Source organism: Microbacterium alcoholitolerans, assembly GCF_050408615.1.
GTDB lineage: Bacteria > Actinomycetota > Actinomycetes > Actinomycetales > Microbacteriaceae > Microbacterium.
Genome location: NZ_JBNTKD010000003.1, coordinates 57,183 through 77,619, shown reverse-complemented (window position 1 = coordinate 77,619; position 20,437 = coordinate 57,183). Strand labels below are relative to the sequence as shown.

21 protein-coding genes are annotated in these 20,437 nt (G+C 63.7%); 12 read left to right on the top strand and 9 right to left on the bottom strand.

What is annotated here, in order from left to right; genetic code table 11:
- Nucleotides 1–68: 68 nt before the first annotated feature.
- Entirely contained in the window at nt 69–971 is a 903-nt protein-coding gene (locus ACQUSX_RS15705; protein ID WP_428907875.1) for a hypothetical protein, read from the top strand.
- A 289-nt stretch (nt 972–1,260) separates the two neighbouring features.
- Here ACQUSX_RS15705 and ACQUSX_RS15700 read toward each other — a convergent pair whose 3' ends face one another.
- The 4 genes from ACQUSX_RS15700 to ACQUSX_RS15685 all read right to left on the bottom strand — a co-directional run bounded on the left by ACQUSX_RS15700 (nt 1,261) and on the right by ACQUSX_RS15685 (nt 4,404).
- On the bottom strand, nt 1,261–1,596 hold the full coding sequence (locus tag ACQUSX_RS15700; RefSeq protein ID WP_144053129.1) for a hypothetical protein: 336 nt from the start codon (nt 1,594–1,596) through the stop codon (nt 1,261–1,263).
- A 27-nt stretch (nt 1,597–1,623) separates the two neighbouring features.
- Nucleotides 1,624–2,457, bottom strand: coding sequence for a hypothetical protein (locus tag ACQUSX_RS15695; RefSeq protein WP_428907876.1), 834 nt, complete (start codon nt 2,455–2,457; stop codon nt 1,624–1,626).
- Entirely contained in the window at nt 2,457–4,076 is a 1,620-nt protein-coding gene (locus tag ACQUSX_RS15690) for a hypothetical protein (protein WP_428907877.1), read from the bottom strand. The genes ACQUSX_RS15695 and ACQUSX_RS15690 overlap by 1 nt, the downstream gene beginning before the upstream one ends.
- Before the next feature lie 97 nt (nt 4,077–4,173).
- A complete protein-coding gene (locus ACQUSX_RS15685) occupies nt 4,174–4,404 on the bottom strand; it encodes a hypothetical protein (RefSeq protein WP_017831574.1) in 231 nt (76 codons plus the stop codon).
- Between the two features lie 87 nt (nt 4,405–4,491).
- Between ACQUSX_RS15685 and ACQUSX_RS15680 the strand changes: the two genes are divergently transcribed.
- On the top strand, nt 4,492–4,965 hold the full coding sequence (locus tag ACQUSX_RS15680; protein ID WP_428907878.1) for a helix-turn-helix transcriptional regulator: 474 nt from the start codon (nt 4,492–4,494) through the stop codon (nt 4,963–4,965).
- 502 nt (nt 4,966–5,467) lie between these two features.
- On the opposite strand, the gene ACQUSX_RS15675 is transcribed toward ACQUSX_RS15680, so the two are convergent.
- The 3 genes from ACQUSX_RS15675 to ACQUSX_RS15665 are packed head-to-tail and all read right to left on the bottom strand — an operon-like array spanning nt 5,468 to nt 6,989.
- Nucleotides 5,468–5,770: a hypothetical protein gene (locus ACQUSX_RS15675; RefSeq protein ID WP_428907879.1), complete on the bottom strand. Its 303-nt coding sequence runs from the start codon at nt 5,768–5,770 to the stop codon at nt 5,468–5,470.
- Nucleotides 5,767–6,519 (bottom strand): HNH endonuclease family protein, encoded by a 753-nt coding sequence (locus tag ACQUSX_RS15670; RefSeq protein ID WP_428907880.1) that lies wholly within the window; start codon nt 6,517–6,519, stop codon nt 5,767–5,769. The genes ACQUSX_RS15675 and ACQUSX_RS15670 overlap by 4 nt, the downstream gene beginning before the upstream one ends.
- Before the next feature lie 26 nt (nt 6,520–6,545).
- Nucleotides 6,546–6,989, bottom strand: coding sequence for a DNA cytosine methyltransferase (locus ACQUSX_RS15665; protein ID WP_428907881.1), 444 nt, complete (start codon nt 6,987–6,989; stop codon nt 6,546–6,548).
- Between the two features lie 196 nt (nt 6,990–7,185).
- Here ACQUSX_RS15665 and ACQUSX_RS15660 point away from each other — a divergent pair, with 196 nt between their 5' ends.
- Nucleotides 7,186–7,455 carry a hypothetical protein gene (locus ACQUSX_RS15660; RefSeq protein ID WP_428907882.1) on the top strand — a complete coding sequence of 90 codons (270 nt, stop codon included), beginning with the start codon at nt 7,186–7,188 and terminating at the stop codon, nt 7,453–7,455.
- A gap of 145 nt (nt 7,456–7,600) precedes the next feature.
- Here the strand turns inward: ACQUSX_RS15660 and ACQUSX_RS15655 are convergent, their stop codons facing one another.
- A complete protein-coding gene (locus ACQUSX_RS15655; protein WP_428907883.1) occupies nt 7,601–8,497 on the bottom strand; it encodes a hypothetical protein in 897 nt (298 codons plus the stop codon).
- A 351-nt stretch (nt 8,498–8,848) separates the two neighbouring features.
- On the opposite strand from ACQUSX_RS15655, the gene ACQUSX_RS15650 reads away from it, so the two are divergent.
- The 5 genes from ACQUSX_RS15650 (at nt 8,849) to ctaD (ACQUSX_RS15630) (ending at nt 13,108) form a co-directional block, all read left to right on the top strand.
- Entirely contained in the window at nt 8,849–9,163 is a 315-nt protein-coding gene (locus tag ACQUSX_RS15650) for a hypothetical protein (RefSeq protein WP_131493834.1), read from the top strand.
- A 565-nt stretch (nt 9,164–9,728) separates the two neighbouring features.
- Nucleotides 9,729–10,226 (top strand): DUF2243 domain-containing protein, encoded by a 498-nt coding sequence (locus ACQUSX_RS15645; protein ID WP_428907884.1) that lies wholly within the window; start codon nt 9,729–9,731, stop codon nt 10,224–10,226.
- Complete coding sequence (locus ACQUSX_RS15640) at nt 10,207–11,034, top strand: cytochrome c oxidase assembly protein (protein ID WP_428907885.1); 828 nt, start codon at nt 10,207–10,209, stop codon at nt 11,032–11,034. Before ACQUSX_RS15645 ends, ACQUSX_RS15640 begins: the two co-directional genes overlap by 20 nt.
- Before the next feature lie 107 nt (nt 11,035–11,141).
- Nucleotides 11,142–11,390, top strand: coding sequence for a hypothetical protein (locus ACQUSX_RS15635; RefSeq protein ID WP_428907886.1), 249 nt, complete (start codon nt 11,142–11,144; stop codon nt 11,388–11,390).
- Nucleotides 11,391–11,455: 65 nt separating this feature from the next.
- The gene (ctaD, locus tag ACQUSX_RS15630; protein ID WP_428907887.1) at nt 11,456–13,108 is read left to right on the top strand and encodes an aa3-type cytochrome oxidase subunit I; all 1,653 of its coding nucleotides are present in this window, start codon (nt 11,456–11,458) and stop codon (nt 13,106–13,108) included.
- Between the two features lie 279 nt (nt 13,109–13,387).
- On the opposite strand, the gene ACQUSX_RS15625 is transcribed toward ctaD (ACQUSX_RS15630), so the two are convergent.
- Nucleotides 13,388–13,717, bottom strand: a complete 330-nt coding sequence (locus tag ACQUSX_RS15625; protein ID WP_428907888.1) for a DsrE family protein — start codon at nt 13,715–13,717, stop codon at nt 13,388–13,390.
- A gap of 221 nt (nt 13,718–13,938) precedes the next feature.
- Here ACQUSX_RS15625 and ACQUSX_RS15620 point away from each other — a divergent pair, with 221 nt between their 5' ends.
- The 4 genes from ACQUSX_RS15620 (at nt 13,939) to ctaD (ACQUSX_RS15605) (ending at nt 20,406) form a co-directional block, all read left to right on the top strand.
- Nucleotides 13,939–15,930 carry a cytochrome c oxidase assembly protein gene (locus ACQUSX_RS15620; RefSeq protein ID WP_417554754.1) on the top strand — a complete coding sequence of 664 codons (1,992 nt, stop codon included), beginning with the start codon at nt 13,939–13,941 and terminating at the stop codon, nt 15,928–15,930.
- Nucleotides 15,927–18,185 (top strand): heavy metal translocating P-type ATPase, encoded by a 2,259-nt coding sequence (locus tag ACQUSX_RS15615; protein ID WP_428907889.1) that lies wholly within the window; start codon nt 15,927–15,929, stop codon nt 18,183–18,185. The genes ACQUSX_RS15620 and ACQUSX_RS15615 overlap by 4 nt, the downstream gene beginning before the upstream one ends.
- Nucleotides 18,186–18,365: 180 nt before the next feature.
- Nucleotides 18,366–18,617 (top strand): hypothetical protein, encoded by a 252-nt coding sequence (locus ACQUSX_RS15610; protein ID WP_417554752.1) that lies wholly within the window; start codon nt 18,366–18,368, stop codon nt 18,615–18,617.
- 40 nt (nt 18,618–18,657) lie between these two features.
- A complete protein-coding gene (ctaD, locus tag ACQUSX_RS15605; protein WP_417554751.1) occupies nt 18,658–20,406 on the top strand; it encodes an aa3-type cytochrome oxidase subunit I in 1,749 nt (582 codons plus the stop codon).
- The last annotated feature ends 31 nt before the right edge of the window (nt 20,407–20,437 follow it).

The window sequence follows — 20,437 nt, the reverse complement described above, 5'->3', positions numbered from 1 at the left end:
CGCACACCCTATCGGCGCACCCTCGCCCCATCACAGCGGCGACAAACGCCTGGGAGTACCGTTCCGACATGAGCGAACCGCAGCAGGAAAAGGGCTCCCTCGCCGCCATGGCGATCTTCTCCCTCACTCCCGACCCCTCCAAGGTGACAAAGACACCCCGCGACACCCATATCGCCGACGTCGCGAGAGAAGTGCAGATGACCGCGGTACACGCCCCCTCTGCAGCGATCAGCACCCAATGGAACGGCGCACGCTGGGCCACCGATCGCGTCACCGAGATCATGGGCCGCATGGGCGCCAGCGGCGAACAGATCGCCCTCGCGCTCGCCGCGAGCCGCGATGCACGGCGGTGGCCGACGGAGCGGGAATCTGGAGTACCGGCACCGCCCGAAGAGGTGATGGCCGTCCGAGCTCATGCCGAGATGGTGACGTATTGGGCGCTTGGCGCAGCTCACGGACTGGGGAACGTACTGCTGCGGATGCTGTGGCTGCATGTCGACTCGCGACCGATCATCGAAGACGCCTACTCGAAGGCGAAGTCCTTCCCTCCGTTCTCGGACGATCGCAACGCCTGGGAAGCGCTCGGATCCCGACTCATCACGAACGCGAAGAAGGCGGCGAGCGCTGCGGGGCCGTCAGCTGTGGATGAGATCGTGGCTGCGCTCGATGATCTTGTGCAGGATCCTCGGTGGGATGGGCTGATGCAGATCCGTGGCGTGAACTTCCATCAGTGGCGGCCGCAGACCGTAGACGGGGGCACGCCGAAGCACTCGATGGTGAAGCAGGACGCCGCCGGCCGCGACATGATCACCGTCGGCACGAGGCCGACGAACGTGGCCCCCGATCACGAGTTCGCGATCGCGGCAGCGGACGCTGGTCTGGACGCGCTCGTCGAGGCTGCGATCCGGGTGGATCAGAACGTCTTCCCTGGTCTCAACGACATGGTCGGTGTGACGATCTTCGGAACGTGAGTCCGATTCTGACTCATCGTCTTACTGGGGCTCGAGGCCTGCTGCATGCTCGTGCGCGGAGATCTCGTTGGGCTCCTCGGCCTGATCGAGGAACTGTCCGAATCTCGTTCTGTTCTCACGCGGAGCACTTTGGCCAAGGGTCTTCATCGAATGCAGATCGAGGTCGCTGTTCATCCACTCCTGCACCTCTTGTCGGGGTAGGAGCGGTGCCGCGGCTCGCCGCTGCTCTACTAGTCGTTCGAAAGCGTTCAAGCCCTCCGCGTCTCTCTCACTGGTCATCATGATCCTTTCAGCGTCGACGCTGACGTTTTCCGCCCCAGAACGCGCGCACTGCCATGGTGATCGCTTCGTCCTTGGTGAGGCGATCGCCGCGGGCTGCTGCTTCGTCGCGTGCCTGGTCGATGTACTCGATGACGTCTGGGGGTAGCCGGTAGGTCACGGGCTTCTTCTCGATGCGCTGGACGTTGTAGGGGCCGCGCTTCTTGCCGACGCGGGGCGATGTGGAGGCGTCCTCGGTCGTCTCGTCGACTGGTTCGACGGCCTCGTCTTCTACGGGACGAGGGACGGGCTTGAGGGGTGCTCGACGCTTGGGCTTGTCTGCTCCTGCAGCTCCAGTGCTAGCCACGTGCATCCCCTCCTCTCGCGATGGTCATCATTCGGCCCCTCGTCGTCCGCCGCGGCGGCGCTGCTTGGAGGCTTCGAGCTGTGCTTTCTGCTTGGCGCGTTGCTTCTCGGCCTCGGTGAGAGTTCGTGTGCGGCGGGTGCGACCGGCAGCGGACTCGCGCTGGTAGGCCTCCGTCTTCGGGACGGTGACGACGTTGAGTGTGACGCCGGTGATCGGCACGTCGGTGGTGTCGAGGTTCACGTAGCGGTTTCCGGCTTCTCGCGCGAGCCAGCCGAGGGTGTCGCCGCCGTCTTCCTTGATGCGCTTGAGCATCGTGGAAGCGTTGTAGGTGTTCACTTCCATGCGTCGACCGTTGGCGAAGGTCACGCGGGCGGTGATCTGCTTCTGCTTGTTCCCGGCCTGGCCCTTCGCGGCGTTGCGGACCAGCTGCACCAGCTGCTCGTTCGCGACCGTGCGGCCCTTCGCCGTCTTCCCCTTCGGGATGCGGGCTTCGATGATCCGGCCGCCCTCGGACATGAAGGCGGTGGAGATCTGTGCCCGGCCTCCCTGGCGTTCCGTGGTGTACTTCCCGCCCGGGTCTTCCGGGGTGACCATCGTCTTTTCGCCGTCCGCTGCCTTGCCGCGGATCCGCATCAGCGTGCCGTCTTTCTGGCGTCGACGCGGCGGCACCTTGGTGGCGCGGCCGGTGTTGGCGATCTCCTCGAGCGTCTCGCGGTACAGGGCACCGGAGGTTTCGCCGTTGAGGATCTTGCGCACCATTCGGGGCGAGCGGTGAAGCTCCCCCGCCAGCTCGGTCATCGTGATGCCGCGGCCGCGGAGGATCCGCACCAGGTCTTGTGCGCTGCGCTTCTCGTCAGCCATCAGGCCACCTCACCGTCGGCGAGTGCCTCGGAGAGCCCGGCGCGTTCGGCGCGGGTCTTGAGCGCGGCGCGCTGCTTGAGGGTTTCGGGGGTCTGGAAGGTGCCTCGGGCATAGCCCTGCAGGCGGAGGCGGCCGGTCTTGCCATCGTCGCCACCGCCGCTGTTCACCGGGAGAGACCAGGCGGGCAGCGCGGTGGTGAAGACGGCGTCACCCTGGATGCCGATGAGAGTGGAGGGGTCGAGGCGGAGCGCCCCGGAGGTGCCGTTGCCGAGGGCGCTGGGGCCGTGGAGTACTCGAGCGCGGGCGCGGCCCCAGACCTGTGCAGCGAGTTCGGGGTGGTAGAAGCTCGATGTGCGGGAGTTGGGGTTGGAGGGGACGTTGAAGATCCAGAGCTTGCCCTGTCGGACGGCTGCGCTCTGGAACTCGGCGGGGATGTCGAAGAGGTTCTCCGCGACGCGGGTTTCGTCCCGTCCCCCAGCGGCGAACGCTCCGATCGAGTGCAGCACGATCGAGCGGAGCGCTGCCATGACCGCCTGGCGGATCAGGGGGTGCAGCTCGCGGTTCTCGGCGACCTTCGCGCGGGCGCGGGTCATGCGGTCGGTGAAGGTGTCCAGGGGGCGGGCCTTGGTGAAGACGATCGCTTCGAGCGGGTCGATCTGCCAGCCGAACGCGCGAGCGACGTGGATCTCGGACCCATCCGCCCAGGTGTCGGCGGTGGCGTCGGGTCGGTTCGGGTAGTACCAGCCCTCGGCGACGCTCTGATGCTTCACGGCGAGCAGGCCGACGTGGTTCCAGTTCTCGGGGACGGTGAAGCGCACGTGGAAGCGGGCACGAGCGTAGGGATCCTGCTCGAGCAGCTCGTAGGCGGCGGCCCGGTTGAGCCTCTTGGCGGGGCCGATGCCGAGTTCGCGGCCGACGCCGGCGTACATGAACCGACCGTCGACGTAGGCGAAGGCGTTGATCTTCTTCTGCTGCTTGGGGTCGATCAGCGGGATGCAGTCCTCGTGGCGGCTGAAGTTGGCACCGGCGACGAGATGGTCGTAGTGGTGCTGGCCGCTGGTCGCGTGGATCTCTGACGCGATGTCCGGGTCGACGGGAACCGGGTTGATGGTCTTCGGCAGGGACAGCGCCCACAGGTTCGTACCGGTGGCTGCAGGGCTGTTGAAGAGCCGTGCGCGCTCGTCTGCGGAGCGGATGATGGCGGCGACCGTGTCCCAGGCCTCTCGCGCCTGTGCGGGGCTCAGGGGGGCGTCGTCGAACCATTCCTCGGCGGTGCGGACTTCGATCTTGAAGCCGGTGCTCTCGTGCTGGAACCGGCCCGTGGGCGGGTCGCTGATCCAGTGGGAACCGGGCTTCCATCGGGGCGTCTGCACGTAGAGCCAGTGCCGGATACCGGGCTGAGGCTCCGGGCGCTTGCCGGTGAGCATGATGCGGTTCGCGCCGTAGGACGCCGCGGTATCAAGGAGGTCCGTGAGGTTCGGGTTCTTGCGGCGATCGCCGATGACCGGGCGCACGGGCGCCCCGCCCTGCGTGACGCCACGGCCAGAGGCCTGGTCGACCCAGATCGTGAGGATCTCCTTCGGAGTCCACGGCTTGGGGCGGTAGTCGATTTCGTTCACAGCTGGGCCTCCTCTCGATTCGTCATAGACGTTATATTAGGCAAGAAATATTGAAAATTGCAAGCATTTTTCACGCGAGCGGGTGGCATCCGGGGAATCAGGAGGCCAACGACTGGTGACGTTCGCGGTAGGAGTTGAGGGCTTTCGTCACGCCGCGCTCGGTCATCTTGAGTAGCTGCGCGACCTCGCGCAGGGTCATCGGTGGTTCCTGCGATCGGGCTAACTCGATGAGTTCATCGCGGCGATCGATCACCTGCTTCTGCTTTGCGAGCTCCACGGCGACTGCCTGGAGTTCCTGGCGGATCTCGTTGACATTGGTGGGGGTCATGGGAACGAGGTTACGGAACTGAGTTCCTGATCCGCTGCAGCTGGCCGCGTGTCGCCCCGTGTCCGCGTGGAGGTTATATTCGTGAACATGAGCGAACCCGACCTCCTCGACAGCGTGCAGGTGGCGGCGCGGCTGGGGATCTCCGTCGGCGCCGTCTACAAGCTCCGCACGCAGAACGATCTGTTCCCCCGCCCTGAGCGGTACAGCGGACGCTCTCCGCTGTACTCCCCCGCGGCCATCGATGAGTTCATGACTCGTCGATCGAACCGTGGCCCGTCCACGAGTGGACGCCGGCCGCGGCTGCTTCCGGCCGGCGTCGTCGATACCAGCGTCTTCGCTGAGCGTCTCCGCCAGAGCATCGCCGGTGGTGCCGGCGCCCCCGAGATCACGACTCAGGCGCAGCTGATCGACATGCTCGGCCTGAACGTCGTCACCTTCGGGCAGCGCATGCGCGGGCGCACCAGCTGGAAGGACTCCGAGCTGGAACTCATCAGCAAGCACTTGGCCGTCGACGTCTCCGACGCGAACGACGTCGTCAACGCGGCTCGGGCGGCACGCTAGCCCCACGTGGATTGCACCTGTGCGGATGTTCTCTGTCACATCCATAAGGGGTGCCCCTCACGCCCACGAACCGACAAATCCCTTCGGTTTCATGCGGAAGCTGCCCGACACAGGTGTGACCGACTACCGGTGACCGCGGGCGACAACCGGCTCGAGAGAGCGGGTTACTTGCGTCTCAGCTGAATCTCATCCCACGCGTATTGGCCCTGTCGCAACCATGCCTGGTACTGATCAGAGCGAACCGGATAATGCTCAGTGCCAACGGTGACGACTTTCCCGCCCGGCCCGCCCTCGTTCTTCGTTGGCTTTCGCGGGGAGCACTTGACCTCAACGGGGCCTTGAAAGCGTGGGATGAGCGTCGGGTCTTCATTTCGGGTCTTCCCCGAGCTCGAAGAACTCGACCTCGTTCCCTATTTCCAGGTTGTCGAACGATCGCGGGTGCCAAACAGGCATGGCGCTCCTCGGGGTGTGCAGTGAGTTCTCGGCTCACCCTAGACGCCCGCTACCGGCTGAGGAGAGCGAGGATCTGTGCGGTGCCGTCGCCGGGTGCGAGCGTGGCCAGGTTCAGAGACTGCAGGGCGGCGTCGTCGAGACGGAGGGTGTGCTGCAGCGGGATGCCTTCGATCTTCGCGAGCTGGTGAACCTCGCGCTCTGTGGGCTGGTCGTGCTCGGGGCGAAGGAAGGGCTCCTGGAGGAGCTCGGCGAGGTCGTTCCAGCACAGCAGCTCTTCGATGTTGGCGATGACGTACGCTCGCGCGATCGCGTGCTGCTCGTCAGTGATGGTGAGGGTGGTGGGATTGGTCATTCTGACACCGCGCATTCGTTGAGGGTGGTCACGAGGGCGTCGCGATCGGCCACGCTGACGGCCAGCCCCCATTCGGTGGCGATCTGGGTGTACTTCGTCACGTAGGTGCACCGGTAGGTGGTTAAGGGGAGCCAGTCGGCGGGGCCGGAGTCCTGCTTGGACTGATTGGCGATGCCGTCGACGGCGATGACGTTGTCGAGGTCGTTGGCGAACTGCAATCGCTGCTGATCGCTCCAGGCCCACGCTCCTCCGAGGTGTGCTGCCTTGAGGCTGATGATGTGCTCGCCCTGCACGCCCTGGCTGCCGGGGTTGCCGGGTTCGGCGACTCGGTCGTGCTGGAAGGTGATGCGCTTGCCGGTGTACGGGTCGACCTCGAGTACTCCGCGCAGGACCGTGCATCGGTTCCTCGCCAGCTCGACGTCGATGAGGTCTCGCGCCAGCACGTCATCTCGCTGTCGGCACCCGTTCCCGTCGATGTCGGCCCAGGCGGGGCCGAACGTGTCTCGGCTGTAGGCGGGGATCTCGGACTCGTCGACGGCGAGCGGGAGTGCCGCCGCGAGCGCCGCGGTGTCGGAGTAGGGCAACGCGCTGCCCTCGACGGCAGCGGGTGGTGATGCCGGGGCGTCTGCGGGCGTGGAGGCTGCGGGAAGGGCCTGGGGTTCGGGGAGGGCGGTGAAGGCGGTGATGGTGAGTGCGACCAGGGCGACGGCGGCGCCGGTGATGCTCTTGATCTTGGTGGTGGTGCGCATCGGGGATCCTTGTTCGGGGTCGGTGGTCAGGCGACCAGGTTGTAGTGGCGGCGGACGGTGTAGCCGAGGGATTCGACGCAGGCGGCGATGAGGTCGCGGGCAGCGTTCGGGGTGACGGCGTTGCCGGCTATGCGTACCTGTTCGCGCTTGTTGCCGAGGAGGACGTACTCGCCGGGGAAGGCCATGCCGCGTTTGACCTCGAAGGGCTCGAGCATCCGGTATTCGGAGTCGTAGACCATGGCCCAGATCTCGTCGTCGGTGGGCTCGTGCTCGAGGTCGGAGAGGTCGCCGGGATCGATGAGCGACTGGTGCCCGGCGGTGGTGAGCGTCTGCAACGGGTCGGCTGCGGGGATGGACTGCCAGCCGGAGGTGCCGTCGCCGTTGTTGCGCATCACGAGGGCGTGGTGGTTCCCGGATGCCGCGACGGTGTCGATGGGCCTCAGCTGGCTTTCTACGTCGGTGGTGGTCATCACGGGCCCTTCGTCGGTGTGGGCGCGTGGTCGGGACTGCGGAGGGCTGCTCGCTGGCGACCGCGCGGCCTGGGGGGATCATCGGACGCCCCCAGTGCCACCCCGGATACCTGCAGGATCGGGAAGATGTTGTCGAGCATCCGCGAGGGGACAACGCCAGAGACGGAAAGTACGTAGGGCATCAGATCCTCGAATCGTGTACGTGAAGGGCGAGCTGCTCGACGAGCTGCAGGAGGCGATCGAAAGCGGCCTCCATCGATGGCGTGAGCGGCTTGCCATCCACCCGACGGCAGACGAGCTGGAAGAGACGGAAACTCCAAGAGACGTCGACGGTTGTCCCACACTCGGCGCTCATCCGCACACTGAGATCCGCAGTGGTTACGACCATGGCTTCAACCCCTTCGCCTCGCGGAGCATCGCTCGAGTAATCCGCACATCCGGGCCGAGCCGGAACAGTGCCCGGTAATGCACGTAGGCCCGGTAAGCGCGCTCGCAGGTGAGATCCACCCGGCTGCCCCGATTCGGGCACGCACCTCTGCTTTTGCAACCGCTCTTGTACCCCGAGGCCGTGCCGTGCGTGGCAGCCTCCAGAGAGTCGAGAATCTTGCTCATCACGCAGCCTCCGCATGTGCACGCAGCCGCTCAACGTGACGAGGGGTGATGCCGAGCACGGGTGCGATCGCACTGGTGTAGATCCCCGCTTCGGACGCACGATCGATGACGATCTGCCGCTCAAACAGGGTGAGACGCACGGGCTCGCCACGTAGCGCGAGTTCCACCGCGACCTCATCGACAAGAACCGGCTCAGAACTCGCATCCGCCGGAGCGTCATCAAGATCCATGTCGTCCCACGCGAGCGCCGGCAACCACCCCTCCGCCTGCGCTCGCCGCATGGTGATGGTTTTGACGGCGCGCTGGATCGGGGTGTCGGTCGGGGGCTCTTTGTCCCAGAGCTCTTCGAAGAGGGCGGTGATCGCACGATTGGTGGAGCTGAAGACACGAGGGGAGATCAGGACTCGGTCGAGTTTGTGTCGGTCCAGGTCGCAGCGATCGGCGAGGTACTGGATTGCCCAGCCTTTCAGCCCGAGCGCCTGCAGGCGTCGGCGTGCTCCGCGTGAATCCACCCGGTGTCCGTCGGGAACCGTGGTCAGGTCGGGTGTGACGGAGAGCAGCTTTTCGGCGGTCGCCTGGTAGATGCGGAAGGGTGTGCTGCGCTTGCGCGGGATCCGTCGGTTCATGATGTTGCGGACGGTGCTCAGGTCGATGCCGGCGCCTGCCGCGATCGCGGCAGGCGTCATGCCGGCCATGACTAGGTCGCCGAGGTGGATCTGCACGGGGCGGGCGTCGATCAGCGTTCCCGTCGGGCGACCGTAGGCGACGAGCTTCTTGTACTCGTAGCAACGGATCCGGTTGGCGTCCTTGCAGTCGAAGCACGCGCACTTGTGGCTCCGGTAGCAGGTCGGCGTCTCGCCGTGCTTGTGGTCGGCCGGGCAAGTGTTGGTCCGCATGGCCCCTCCTACAAATGAGCTTCCCGAATATAACTTAGTCTTCCCGAATATAACTACTGGTGGAGGGCTTTGCAACACCCCCTCACTGACAAGGGGTGCCGAGGGGGCTTCGAAACCGACAAATCCGCGTGGGTCCCACGACACGCGGCGGGAATTTTCTCTGAGTCCAGAGGCCTCTAAGTGGCCTCTTGAGCGAGGCGCGGTGCCGTCACCCTGAGCCAGATCCGCGCTCGTCGGACAGGTGCGAGCCCCTCCGCAAGCGGTACTTTAGGTACGTATGCAATCGCCGGAGGGGGCGCTGTGGGACTGGAAGTGCGACGTGCAGAAGGGGTCGAACGGCACAATGGTGAGATGCCCAGACTCGTCGCCGCGTCGTCAGACATGCCGCTGAATGCCGCGCGCGCACAACGGGCAATAGCGGCCACGACTCGCATCGAGGTGCTGCACTACCTCTTGAACCATCCGGGCTCCACCATCAACGAGATCGTGGTGGGTAGCGAACTTGCGAAAGAGACGGTCCGGGCGGCTCTGGAAGAGCTTGAGGAGACCTATGTGTCAGGGACCGTGGAGCGCGGCAAGCGCCGCGGTCGCCACGTCACCTTCTCCGTGGATCGCTCAACGCTCGCGCAGGACCTAGGCTCGCTCTCGGCCTATCTGCTGGGCTAGCACAATCGCGGGCGAGCGTCACGAGGACCTCGTGGCCGTGCACCCGAGGTGCCATGAGTGGATCCCCCCCCCCCCCCCCCCCCCTCTCCCTCCCCCCCCCCCCCCCCCACCCCCTTCCCCCCCCTCTCTCCCCCCCCCCCCCCCCCCCTCTCCCTCCCCCCCCCCCCCCCCCACCCCCTTCCCCCCCCTCTCTCCCCCCCCCCCCCCCCCCCCCGGATCAGTAGGCCCCTTCTCTGTGTCCGGCTGGTGTACCAGCTGGCCGTCCTCACGAAACTTGTCGGATTCTCACGAAACCTGTCGCTCGCTGATCGACGGCCAAGCCACGACCCTGCCGAAAACGATCGTTTCCGGCGCGGCGATCCAAGTCGAGCTGTGTCGGGGTCCAGAACCGTGCACCGTAACTGGGTTTCGGTGCGCGTTTTCGGTAGAGGACGCGCGTCCCTTACCGATGTCGCGGCCCTGCTCCACGGACGAGCGCACATGTCAAGCCCGTCACGCTGACGATGCTCTCTCTCTCTATCGTGTGGTGTCAACCGAACGGCTGCGGGGACGAGGGAGTGACGCGATGACTGCCATCACGGATTCAACATCGACGCGAATTGACTATCGAGCGCGGGCCACGTTTTCGAAGCGCAACTTATGGTCGGGCATCCTCTTCGGTGTGGGCCTGGTGGCCTTCATCGATGAGACCGTCTTTCACCAGTTGCTGCACTGGCATCACTTCTACGATCTGGGAACTCCGGATATCGGATTGGTGTCGGATGGGTTCTTCCACGCCCTGAGCTGGGCAGCCACAATCGGCGGCCTCTTTCTGCTTGCGGATCTGCGGAGGCGCGGCGCCTTCTGGCAGATGAGGTGGTGGGGCGGAGTTCTCCTTGGCGCGGGGGCCTTCCAGCTGTACGACGGCACGGTCCAGCACAAGTGGTGGGGTATTCACCAGATCCGTTATGTGGAGGATGTGCTCCCGTATGACCTGACATGGAACATCATTGCCGTCCTACTCATCGTCGCCGGGGTTATCTTGACGGTCCGCACCCGGCGCAGTGGCATTCCTGCCGGGTGAGCCGGTGCACGATCACGCTTCCGGACCGGGCATCAGCCCCGACATCATCATCGCCCTCCCGTTCGCGTTCGTACTCGCGTTCTATGGTGGCTGCGCGGTCATCCAGTGGCGGCGGGGCCGTCCGTGGCCCTGGTACCGCAGTGCCTCGTGGACTGTCGGCATTGTCACAGCCGCTGCAGGATTCGTGGGGCCACTTGCGGTAGCCGCCCACCAGGACTTCGTCGCACACATGTGGGCGCATCTGCTTGTCGGCATGGCGGCGCCACTGTTTCTTGTTCTCGGCGCTCCCGTCACGCTGGCACTGGGTTCGATTGATGTTGGCTCCGCGCGCAGGCTATCTCGCCTCTTGAACAGTTGGCCAGCCCGGTTTCTCACCGCTCCGGTCGTGGCCGCTATCCTCAACGTCGGCGGGATGTGGGTGCTGTACTCCACACCCCTCTACGACGCGATGCAAGACAGTCTTCTCGTCCACTTGGTCGTGATGACCCACTTCCTGCTGGCCGGATACCTGTTCACTGCAGCGATCATCCCGATCGATCCCGCCCCGCACCGTGCCGGATTCCCACTCCGAACCGCCGTCGTCGTCCTCGCCCTCGCCGCCCACGGGATCCTCGCCAAGACGCTCTACGCTCACCCGCCCGTCGGGGTGGACGCGCTGGACGCGCAGGCAGGCGCGATGTTGATGTATTACGCCGGCGACGTCGTAGACATAGCGATCATTACCATCCTCTGCGCCCAGTGGTACCAGCGATCCGGCCGGAAGCTCCGCGGTCGCCAAGGCGCTGCACCGCTCGCCACCTCGGCCTGATCGACTGCTCGGCGACGGCGACGGCGACGGCGACGGCGACGGTCGAGGATGGGCGGGGAATGTCAGCCCCTCGATTCATCGATACGGGTAGGGGTATTCTTCTGGATATGTCCCATCATTCGGCTGACGGCCTACTACGCCCGCTGGTGATATTGCCGCCTCTGGCTGGCATGTTCTTCGCGGCAGTCACCTTGATGACCACGCGGGCGTGGGGGCTCTCTGCGGTCTCCGGTGTGGTGGTGTTCTTCGGCAGCTTCGTGGTGCTGGCCATCATGTACTTGTTCGTCGATGTTGCCGACTCGGGTGAGCGTCGAGTGGGCGTGGGCCCCTATGAGGATTCGGAGCAGGGCAGATGACCACGACGAATATCCCACCGGTGGGCGTACGTCCGAATGAGCTTCCCGCTCGCCAGGCGGCTCTGATGAGCCATTCCCGTGTCGAGCAGAAGGGCAACGTCTTCGTGAGGTGGATCACCTCCACTGATCACAAGACGATCGGGTACATGTATCTGATCGCGTCGATGATGTTCTTCCTCCTCGGTGGCGTGATGGCCCTCGTCATCCGCGCTGAGCTATTCGCTCCTGGGATGCAGATCATTCCGACGAAGGAGCAGTACAACCAGCTGTTCACCGTGCACGGCACCGTGATGTTGCTGTTGTTCGCGACACCTCTGTTCGCCGGCTTCGCCAACGCGCTCCTTCCTCTGCAGATCGGCGCCCCGGATGTGGCTTTCCCTCGGCTCAATGCATTCGCGTTGTGGATGTTCATCTTCGGCGGGACGATGGTCGTCGCAGGATTTCTCACCCCGCAGGGTGCGGCCTCATTCGGCTGGTTCGCCTATCAGCCACTCGCTGGCGCCAGTTTCTCGCCGGGCGTGGGAGGTAACCTCTGGATGCTGGGGCTCGTGCTAAGTGGCTTTGGCACGATCCTCGGCGCAGTGAACTTCATCACGACGATCATCACGATGCGCGCCCCGGGTATGACGATGTGGCGCATGCCTATCTTCAGCTGGAACACGCTCATCACGAGCCTCCTCATCTTGGTCGCGTTCCCGGTGATCGCTGCCGCACTCTCCGCTGCAGCGGCCGATCGAGTGCTCGGTGCGCACATCTTCGACCCGGCGACCGGCGGTGTTCTGCTCTGGCAGCACCTGTTCTGGTTCTTCGGCCACCCTGAGGTGTACATCATCGCATTGCCGTTCTTCGGTGTCGTGTCCGAGATCTTCCCGGTGTTCAGCCGGAAGCCGATCTTCGGCTACAAGACCCTCGTCTACGCGACGATCGCGATCGCTGCGCTCTCCGTGGCCGTGTGGGCTCACCACATGTACGTGACGGGTTCTGTGCTGCTGCCGTTCTTCGCGCTCATGTCGATGCTCATTGCGGTGCCGACGGGTGTGAAGATCTTCAATTGGATCGGAACGATGTGGCGAGGATCGGTGACCTTCGAGACCCCGATGGTGTTCGCCCTCGGCTTCCTCGTATCGTTTGTGTTCGGAGGCCTGACCGGTGTCATCCTTGCCTCACCGCCACTCGACTTCCACGTTTCCGACACCTACTTCGTGGTCGCGCACTTCCACTACGTCGTGTTCGGCACCGTGGTGTTCGCGATGTTCGCCGGCTTCTACTTCTGGTGGCCGAAGTGGACGGGGCGCATGCTGAACGAGCGCCTCGGTTACGTGCACTTTTGGATGTTGTTCATCGGCTTCCACATGACGTTCCTCATCCAGCACTGGCTGGGCGTCGACGGCATGGTGCGTCGCTACGCGGACTACTCGGCGGCTGATGGCTGGACCTGGGGCAACCAGGTGTCGACCATCGGCGCGATGATCCTCGGTGCGTCGATGATCCCGTTCTTCCTGAACGTCTGGATCACGGCCCGCAGGGCTCCGAAGGTCACGGTGAACGACCCGTGGGGTTACGGCGCTTCGCTCGAGTGGGCGACGTCCTGCCCGCCGCCGCGTCACAACTTCACGTCGATCCCGCGCATCCGCAGCGAGCGGCCCGCGTTCGACCTCAATCACCCGGAGGCGGCCGAGTTCATGACAACTGCTCCCGGCGAGCGGGAGGGCCACTGAGGCGATAGTGCACGGTTCACGATGACGAGATCGTCCTGGTGAATAGAATCCTCGACAGGCCAGAGGGTGACGCGCACACCAGCATGTATCAATCCGAGTTCAGTTTCCGGACAGACACAAGCTTTTGCGCCATGCGACCCGGGCCGGCACCAGCGAGTAAGTCTGGTGAACAGCAAGGATCTCGTGCGGAGAACTCGCATGAGTATTCTCCGAGAATAGTCCTCCTGCCTGATTAAGGCCCAGACCCGGATGTGCACAACCAGATCGCGAGACAGCACATCACAGGCGCAGGTACATTGCGCCGTTCAGCTGCTCTTCGACGATCACGACGGAAGCGGCAGGAACAACCTCGACGCCCTCCGGAATCTCCGCTTGGGCGATGTCGCGGCGCTGTAGGCCTATTGCGCAGACGGAGACGTCGACATCGGTAGAGATCTCCGCGGTGTCGATCGCGGGGACTGCCGTCAGGGCTGGACCATTGACGACGATACGGATGCGGATGCCGGGGAAGGAATCCCGGAGTGCCCCCGCAGTCGCGATCGCTCGTGAGACGTCTTCGACCGCCTCCGAAACGTGGATTACCAACCTACTGTTCGTGTGCTGCGTCATGTTTCCGTTCCTTCCGAAAGCCCTGGGGGTGTACCGGGCGCATTCAGCGCGCATTCAACGCTCGACTATGCGAGATAGTAATCTATCAAGCATAGTAGATCCGGTTCGTCTCGAAGGAGGCGCCGTTTCATACGCAGCGGGTGAGCAGTGAGGTCAGGAGCAGGGTCATGGTAGCTGGAGCGCAATCCGACCGGCAGGGCGCTCCACGGAGCCGCGCAGCTGTGGCTACCATCGTCGTTGCAAGCATCCTCGTCAGCGTCATCATCCCCGTCGGCACAACGGTGCTGCTGGGCGCGGTGCCCTACGAGAAGATTCACGTCAGCTTCCCGGGCTTCGATGTCGCTGTCGCCACGACAGTGCTCACCATGGCTGCCGACCTCGGAGCGCTCACCAGCATCGGCGCATTGGTTCATCTGCTGTTCCTCCGAGCCGAGCGTGCTGCCAGAGCATCCTTCATCGGAGAATCCTTGGAAGTGCGGATGCTTCGCGTCGCGTCCGGTGTGTGGGCTGCTAGCGCGATCCTTCTCGTCGCCGCCGAAGCGCTCGACGCGAACGGCATCATTCTGTCTCGGCTAACGGAGCCTGGAGCCTTCCCGATCCTGCTCGACGCGAGCGACACGACCAAGGCATGGCTGATCAATGCTGTTGCCGCAGGAGTGGTGTTCTTCGCCTCGTTTTTCGTCGATACATGGACCGGCATGCTAGTCCCTTTGGTGGCATCAGCGGTTGGCGTGTTGGCGCCGGTCGTCACGGGACAGGTCCTCGTGGGGCCGAACCACGATTTCGGCGGCGACGCCGCGGTGTTTCAGACCCTCGCGGTCTATGGAGGTTTCGGCCCGCTGCTCATCGCGACGATCGGAGTCGCCTCTGGTCAGCGGATCCCTCCTGCGAGCTTGCGTCGGCTTCTTTCGCTGTTGTTGTTCATGGTGCCGGTCGTCGTGGTCACCGACCTCGTACAAGCATGGTTCAAGCTCGCTGGAACAGGAATCACCGATTCATTGACCGGCTGGCTGATCATCGCCCGGTGGGTCGCACTCACTCTCATCGCGCTCACCCTTTTCTGTCTGCGACGGCTATGGAAGCAGGCGCGAGTGCGCGCGAACCACATCGCCGCAGCATTCGCCGTCTCCATGTTGGCAATCGCGCTCTGGATGAGTGTGACAGTGGCGATGACCCGTCAGCCGCCGCCGCAATATTTCGTCCCGACCAGCATTCAGCAAGTATTCATGGGCTTTGAAGTCTCTGGACCCCCCACGCCGTTGAACCTGATCACGCAGTGGCGACCGAACCTGCTGTTCGTCAGCATCTCAGCAGCTGCGGTTATCACCTATCTGATCGGTGTGCACGTTCTCCGCCGGAGGGGAGATCTGTGGCCTGTCGGGCGCACTGTGGCATGGCTCGGCGGGTGGAGTGTCGTCGTCATCGTGACCAGTTCCGGTCTCGGGAAGTATTCGGCACCGGACTTCGGGGTGCACATGATCGTTCACATGAGTTTGAACATGCTTGCTCCTGGACTATTGGTGCTGGGCGGGGTGGTCACCCTTGCTCTGCGCGTTAGTCGATCTCGACGCGATGAGCCTGCTGGTCTTCACGATTGGTTGAGATGGGTGCTGAACTGGCCGCTTCTGCGGTTTCTCTATAATCCGCTGCTGGTGTTCATCGGCTTCGTTGGTTCGTACTATGCGTTGTACCTCACACCGCTGTTCGGTGAGTACATGCGCTTTCACTGGGCGCATCAGTTGATGAACCTGCATTTCCTCATCATCGGGTATCTGTACTACAGCCTCGTCGTCGGTATCGACCGTCCACCGCGGCCGCTGCCGCACATCGGAAAGCTCGGCTACGTGCTCGCCGCGATGCCCTTCCATGCGTTCTTTGGCATCGTTCTGATGACGAGCTCGGTGATCGTCGCGGAGAACTTCTACCTATACTTCGACATGCCATGGGCCGATCTGCCGGCGCAGCAATATCTCGGTGGCGGGGTGGCATGGGCAGGCGGAGAGATCCCGCTGCTGCTTGTCGTCATCGCGCTGTCCGTCCAGTGGGGACGACAGGACGCGAGGGAAGCGCGACGCACGGATCGACACCTCGATATCAGACGCGATGATGAGTTTGAGGTGTACAACGAGATGCTGCAACGCCTCGCGGAACGAGAGGCGCGTCAGGTCACGCCTCTCTCAGATACAGTGCCGACAAAGGAACCCTCCCAATGACCATGCAGCACAAATCCGCCTCGGCTGCTGACGAGATCATCCAGCTGGATGTCTCAGGAATGACCTGCGCAGCCTGCGCGGGGCGGGTCGAACGAGCCCTAAACAAGATCGACGGTGCGACGGCGACAGTCAACTACGGCACTGAACGCGCTGCGATCTCCGGCATCAGCGTCGAAGACGTCCCACGCGCGATCGCACAGGTGGAGAGGGCCGGCTATGGTGCGCACCTCCGGGCCGGAGACGATGACCCGTGGTCGACGCGCTCCACTGAGGTGCGCATCTCCTCGCTGCGTCGCCGGCTGGTGACGTCCGCACTGCTGACGGTGCCGCTCATGGACATCACGATCGTTCTCGCGCTTGTTCCCGAGTGGCGCTTCCCCGGCTGGGAGTGGGTCTGTGCTCTTCTCGCCCTGCCCATCGTCACCTGGGCCGCATGGCCGTTCCACCGCGCCACGATCCGCAACCTCCGTCACGGCGCAGTCAGCATGGACACCCTCGTCTCGCTCGGCATTGCAGCCTCGTACGGATGGGCGCTTCTCACGCTGTTCCTCGGGCTGGGGGCGAGTGGGCAGAATGGATACTGGCTGGGATTCGGGATCACCCCGGATGGTGCGGACTCGATCTACCTCGATGTCGCTGCGGGGATGACCACGTTCCAGCTTGCTGGACGCTATTTCGAAGCTCGCTCTCGGCGCAAGGCAGGTGATGTGCTCGGTGCGCTCAGCGCGCTCACTGCCACACACGTGCGGGTTCTGCGCGGCGGAGAGTCGAACATCGAACCGATCGAAGACCTGCGAATCGGCGACACGTTCGTCGTCCTGCCCGGAGAGACGATCCCGGCTGACGGCACGGTCAGCGCTGGGACCGCCGCCGTCGACGCGAGCATGATGACCGGCGAGCCCGCGCCGGTTCCCGCTGTGCCAGGTGATCGTCTGATCGGCGGGACGATCAGTACGGACGGGCGTCTCGAGATCGAAGCAACCGCGATCGGCGCGAACACCCAGCTCGCACAGATGGCTGCGTTCACAGAGCAGGCACAAGCCCGCAAGGCGGGCGTGCAGGCACTTGTGGATCGCATCGTCCGATGGTTCGTCCCCGCGGTGATCGTATTCTCGATTCTGGTGGCAGCGGGGTGGGCACTTTCGGGCGCGCCGATGCAACACGCGTTCGCGGTCGGGATCAGCGTGCTCATCATCGCCTGCCCCTGCGCTCTGGGGCTGGCTACCCCGACCGCCCTCATGGTCGGGATTGGGCGTGCGGCGACGCTCGGCATCCTCATCAAAGGGCACGACGCGCTTGAAGCCTCAGGCAGGATAGACACCGTCGTGCTGGACAAGACCGGAACCCTCACCACGGGGAGAATGACCGTCCAACAGATCACCGCACTCGGCGTCTCCGAAGATGAGCTGTGGCGGCTCGCAGCGTCCGCAGAGAGCGGCTCGGAGCATCCCATCGCACGCGCGATCCACACGGCCGGTCCTGGATCTGAGGAGCTCCTGCGTCTGGAGCGCTTCACGGCGCTACCCGGGCTCGGCGTGGACGCACGCGTCGCAGGGCGGCAGGTAGTCCTCGGCAATCCTGCTCTCATTCGCGATCGAGGCGTTCTGGTCTCCGATTCTGCCGAGCAGGCCGTCGATCACGCGCATGCCTGCGGATACACGGCTATCCTCGTCGCGTGCGACGGGGATCTGATCGGCGTGCTCGGCCTGGCCGATGCCGTCAAACCATACGCGGCTGACAGCGTCGCCGCACTCATCGAACAGCGACTGGAGGTGGTGCTTCTCACCGGTGACTCGCAGAGCGCCGGAGAGCGGATCGCCTCTGAGCTGGGCATCGATCGTGTCCATGCAGGAGTCCTGCCCATGCAGAAAGCTGAAATCATCCGCGCCCTGCAGCAGGAAGGCCGAAAAGTGGCGATGGTCGGGGACGGCATCAATGACGCGGTTGCACTCGCAACCGCCGATCTCGGACTCGCGCTCGCGACAGGAACGGACATTGCCCTCAAAGCCGCGGACATCATTCTCGTCCGCGACGACATCCGCGTTGTCCCAGACGCGATCACCATCGCCCGCAAGACGCTCAGCACCATACGCGTCAATCTGATCTGGGCGTTCGGCTACAACGTCGCAGCGATACCGATCGCCGCCGCCGGTCTTTTGAATCCGCTCATTGCCGCCGCCGCCATGTCGCTGTCTTCGGTTCTGGTCGTCTACAACAGCCTCCGCATTCAGAAGGTGCAACCCATGCATCACTGATCGCCGTCTCACATCTAAGGGTGCGCTCCCGCACCTCCAGTACCCCTCCAGGGGCGAATGGCAACCACCCGGGAATGTCTGTCACCCGCGCGGAGACACCCACAATTGAGTGGCGCCCGAGACTAGCCGTATTGTCAAGCCCCTCCCGTTCCGATACGCGGGGAGGTATTAATCGGGTTCATGCGGACTCGTTCGATTCGTCTCAGCGACCTGTGGCCGTTGCTCGTGCTTCCGACGCTGTCGGCAGTGTTCTTCGCCGCTGTGGTGTTGATGACGACCCGGGCGTGGGGGTTGTCGGTCATTTCCGGTGTTCTGGTGTTCTTCGGGAGCTTCTTCGTTTTAGCGATCGTGTACCTGGCGGTGGGGGTCGCCAGGGCGCCAGATGAGCGCTCGGACAACTCAGCGGCCCTGCTCAAGGTGATGGATTCGTGAAGATGGTCTTGATGGTCCTCAGAAAACGGAGAAATTGGTCATGACGGCGACAACTCCTGCACCGTCCGATGCCCGTCAAGGGTCTCTTCCCGCCCGTCAAGCGGCGTTGATGAGTCAGTCACGTGTGCAGCAGAAGGGCAACCTTGTCGTCTCGTGGATCACCTCCACTGATCACAAGACGATCGGGTATATGTATCTCATCACGTCGCTGATGTTCTTCATGCTGGGCGGGGTGATGGCGCTTGTCATACGTGCGGAGTTGTTCGCACCGGGGATGCAGGTGCTCCCAACCAAGGAGCAGTACAACCAGCTGTTCACCATGCATGGCACGATCATGATGCTCATGTTCGCAACCCCCCTGTTTGCTGGCTTTGCGAACGCGCTCCTTCCGCTCCAGATTGGCGCCCCCGACGTTGCGTTCCCTCGCCTGAACGCTTTTGCCTTCTGGCTTTTCCTCTTCGGCTCGACGATGGCAGTCGCCGGCTTCCTCACTCCCCAGGGTGCTGCGTCGTTTGGGTGGTTTGCGTATCAACCACTCGCGAATGCGACGTTCTCGCCGGGAGTTGGCGGGAACTTGTGGATGTTGGGTTTGGGGATGAGCGGCTTCGGAACGATTCTCGGCGCAGTGAACTTCATCACTACGGTCATTTCGATGCGTGCCCCAGGAATGACGATGTTTCGCATGCCGATCTTCACCTGGAACACTCTGATCACCAGCATCCTGATTCTGATGGCATTCCCGGTGCTCGCCGCAGCAATCTTCGCTGCCGCCGCCGACAGGATCCTTGGTTCACACATCTATGACTCGGCGACTGGCGGGGTGTTGTTGTGGCAGCATCTATTCTGGTTCTTCGGGCATCCGGAGGTCTATATCGTGGCGTTGCCGTTCTTCGGCATCATCTCCGAGGTGATCCCGGTATTCAGCCGCAAGCCCATCTTCGGCTACAAGACTCTGATTTATGCCACGTTGGCGATCATGAGTTTGTCGGTGGCGGTCTGGGCGCACCACATGTACGTCACCGGCTCCGTGCTGTTGCCATTCTTCGCGTTGATGTCGATGTTCATTGCTGTGCCCACAGGGGTGAAGTTCTTCAACTGGATCGGGACGATGTGGCGAGGCTCAGTGACCTTCGAGACGCCGATGGTGTTCGCTCTGGGGTTCTTGTTCACTTTCCTGTTCGGCGGCCTGACCGGTGTCATCCTCGCCTCACCACCGCTCGACTTTCACATCACCGATTCATACTTCCTCATCGCGCATTTCCATTACGTCCTGTTTGGGACCGTCGTCTTCGCGATGTTCGCCGGCTTCTACTTCTGGTGGCCCAAGTGGACGGGCCGGATGCTCAACGAACGGCTCGGCTACGTGCACTTCTGGATGGTTTTCATCGGCTTCCACACGACATTTCTCATCCAGCACTGGCTCGGCGTCGACGGCATGGTCCGTCGCTATGCCGACTACTCCGCAGCCGACGGGTGGACATGGCAGAACCAGGTATCAACAATTGGCTCGATGATCCTCGGCGCGTCAATGATCCCGTTCCTTCTGAATATCTGGATCACGGCGCGAAAGGCACCGAAGATTACAACGAACGATCCCTGGGGGTACGGTGCATCGCTGGAATGGGCGACCTCCTGCCCACCCCCGCGGCACAATTTCGTCGCGATCCCGCGCATTCGCAGCGAGCGGCCCGCGTTCGACTTCAATCACCCGGAGGCCGGTATTCGGGCAGAAGGCGTACCACCGGAGGACGCGAACGGCGCGGCAGATCCTGTTCGCGAGGTGAAGTGACACGAATGCGTCGGCGAGCTATGAGCTGGAG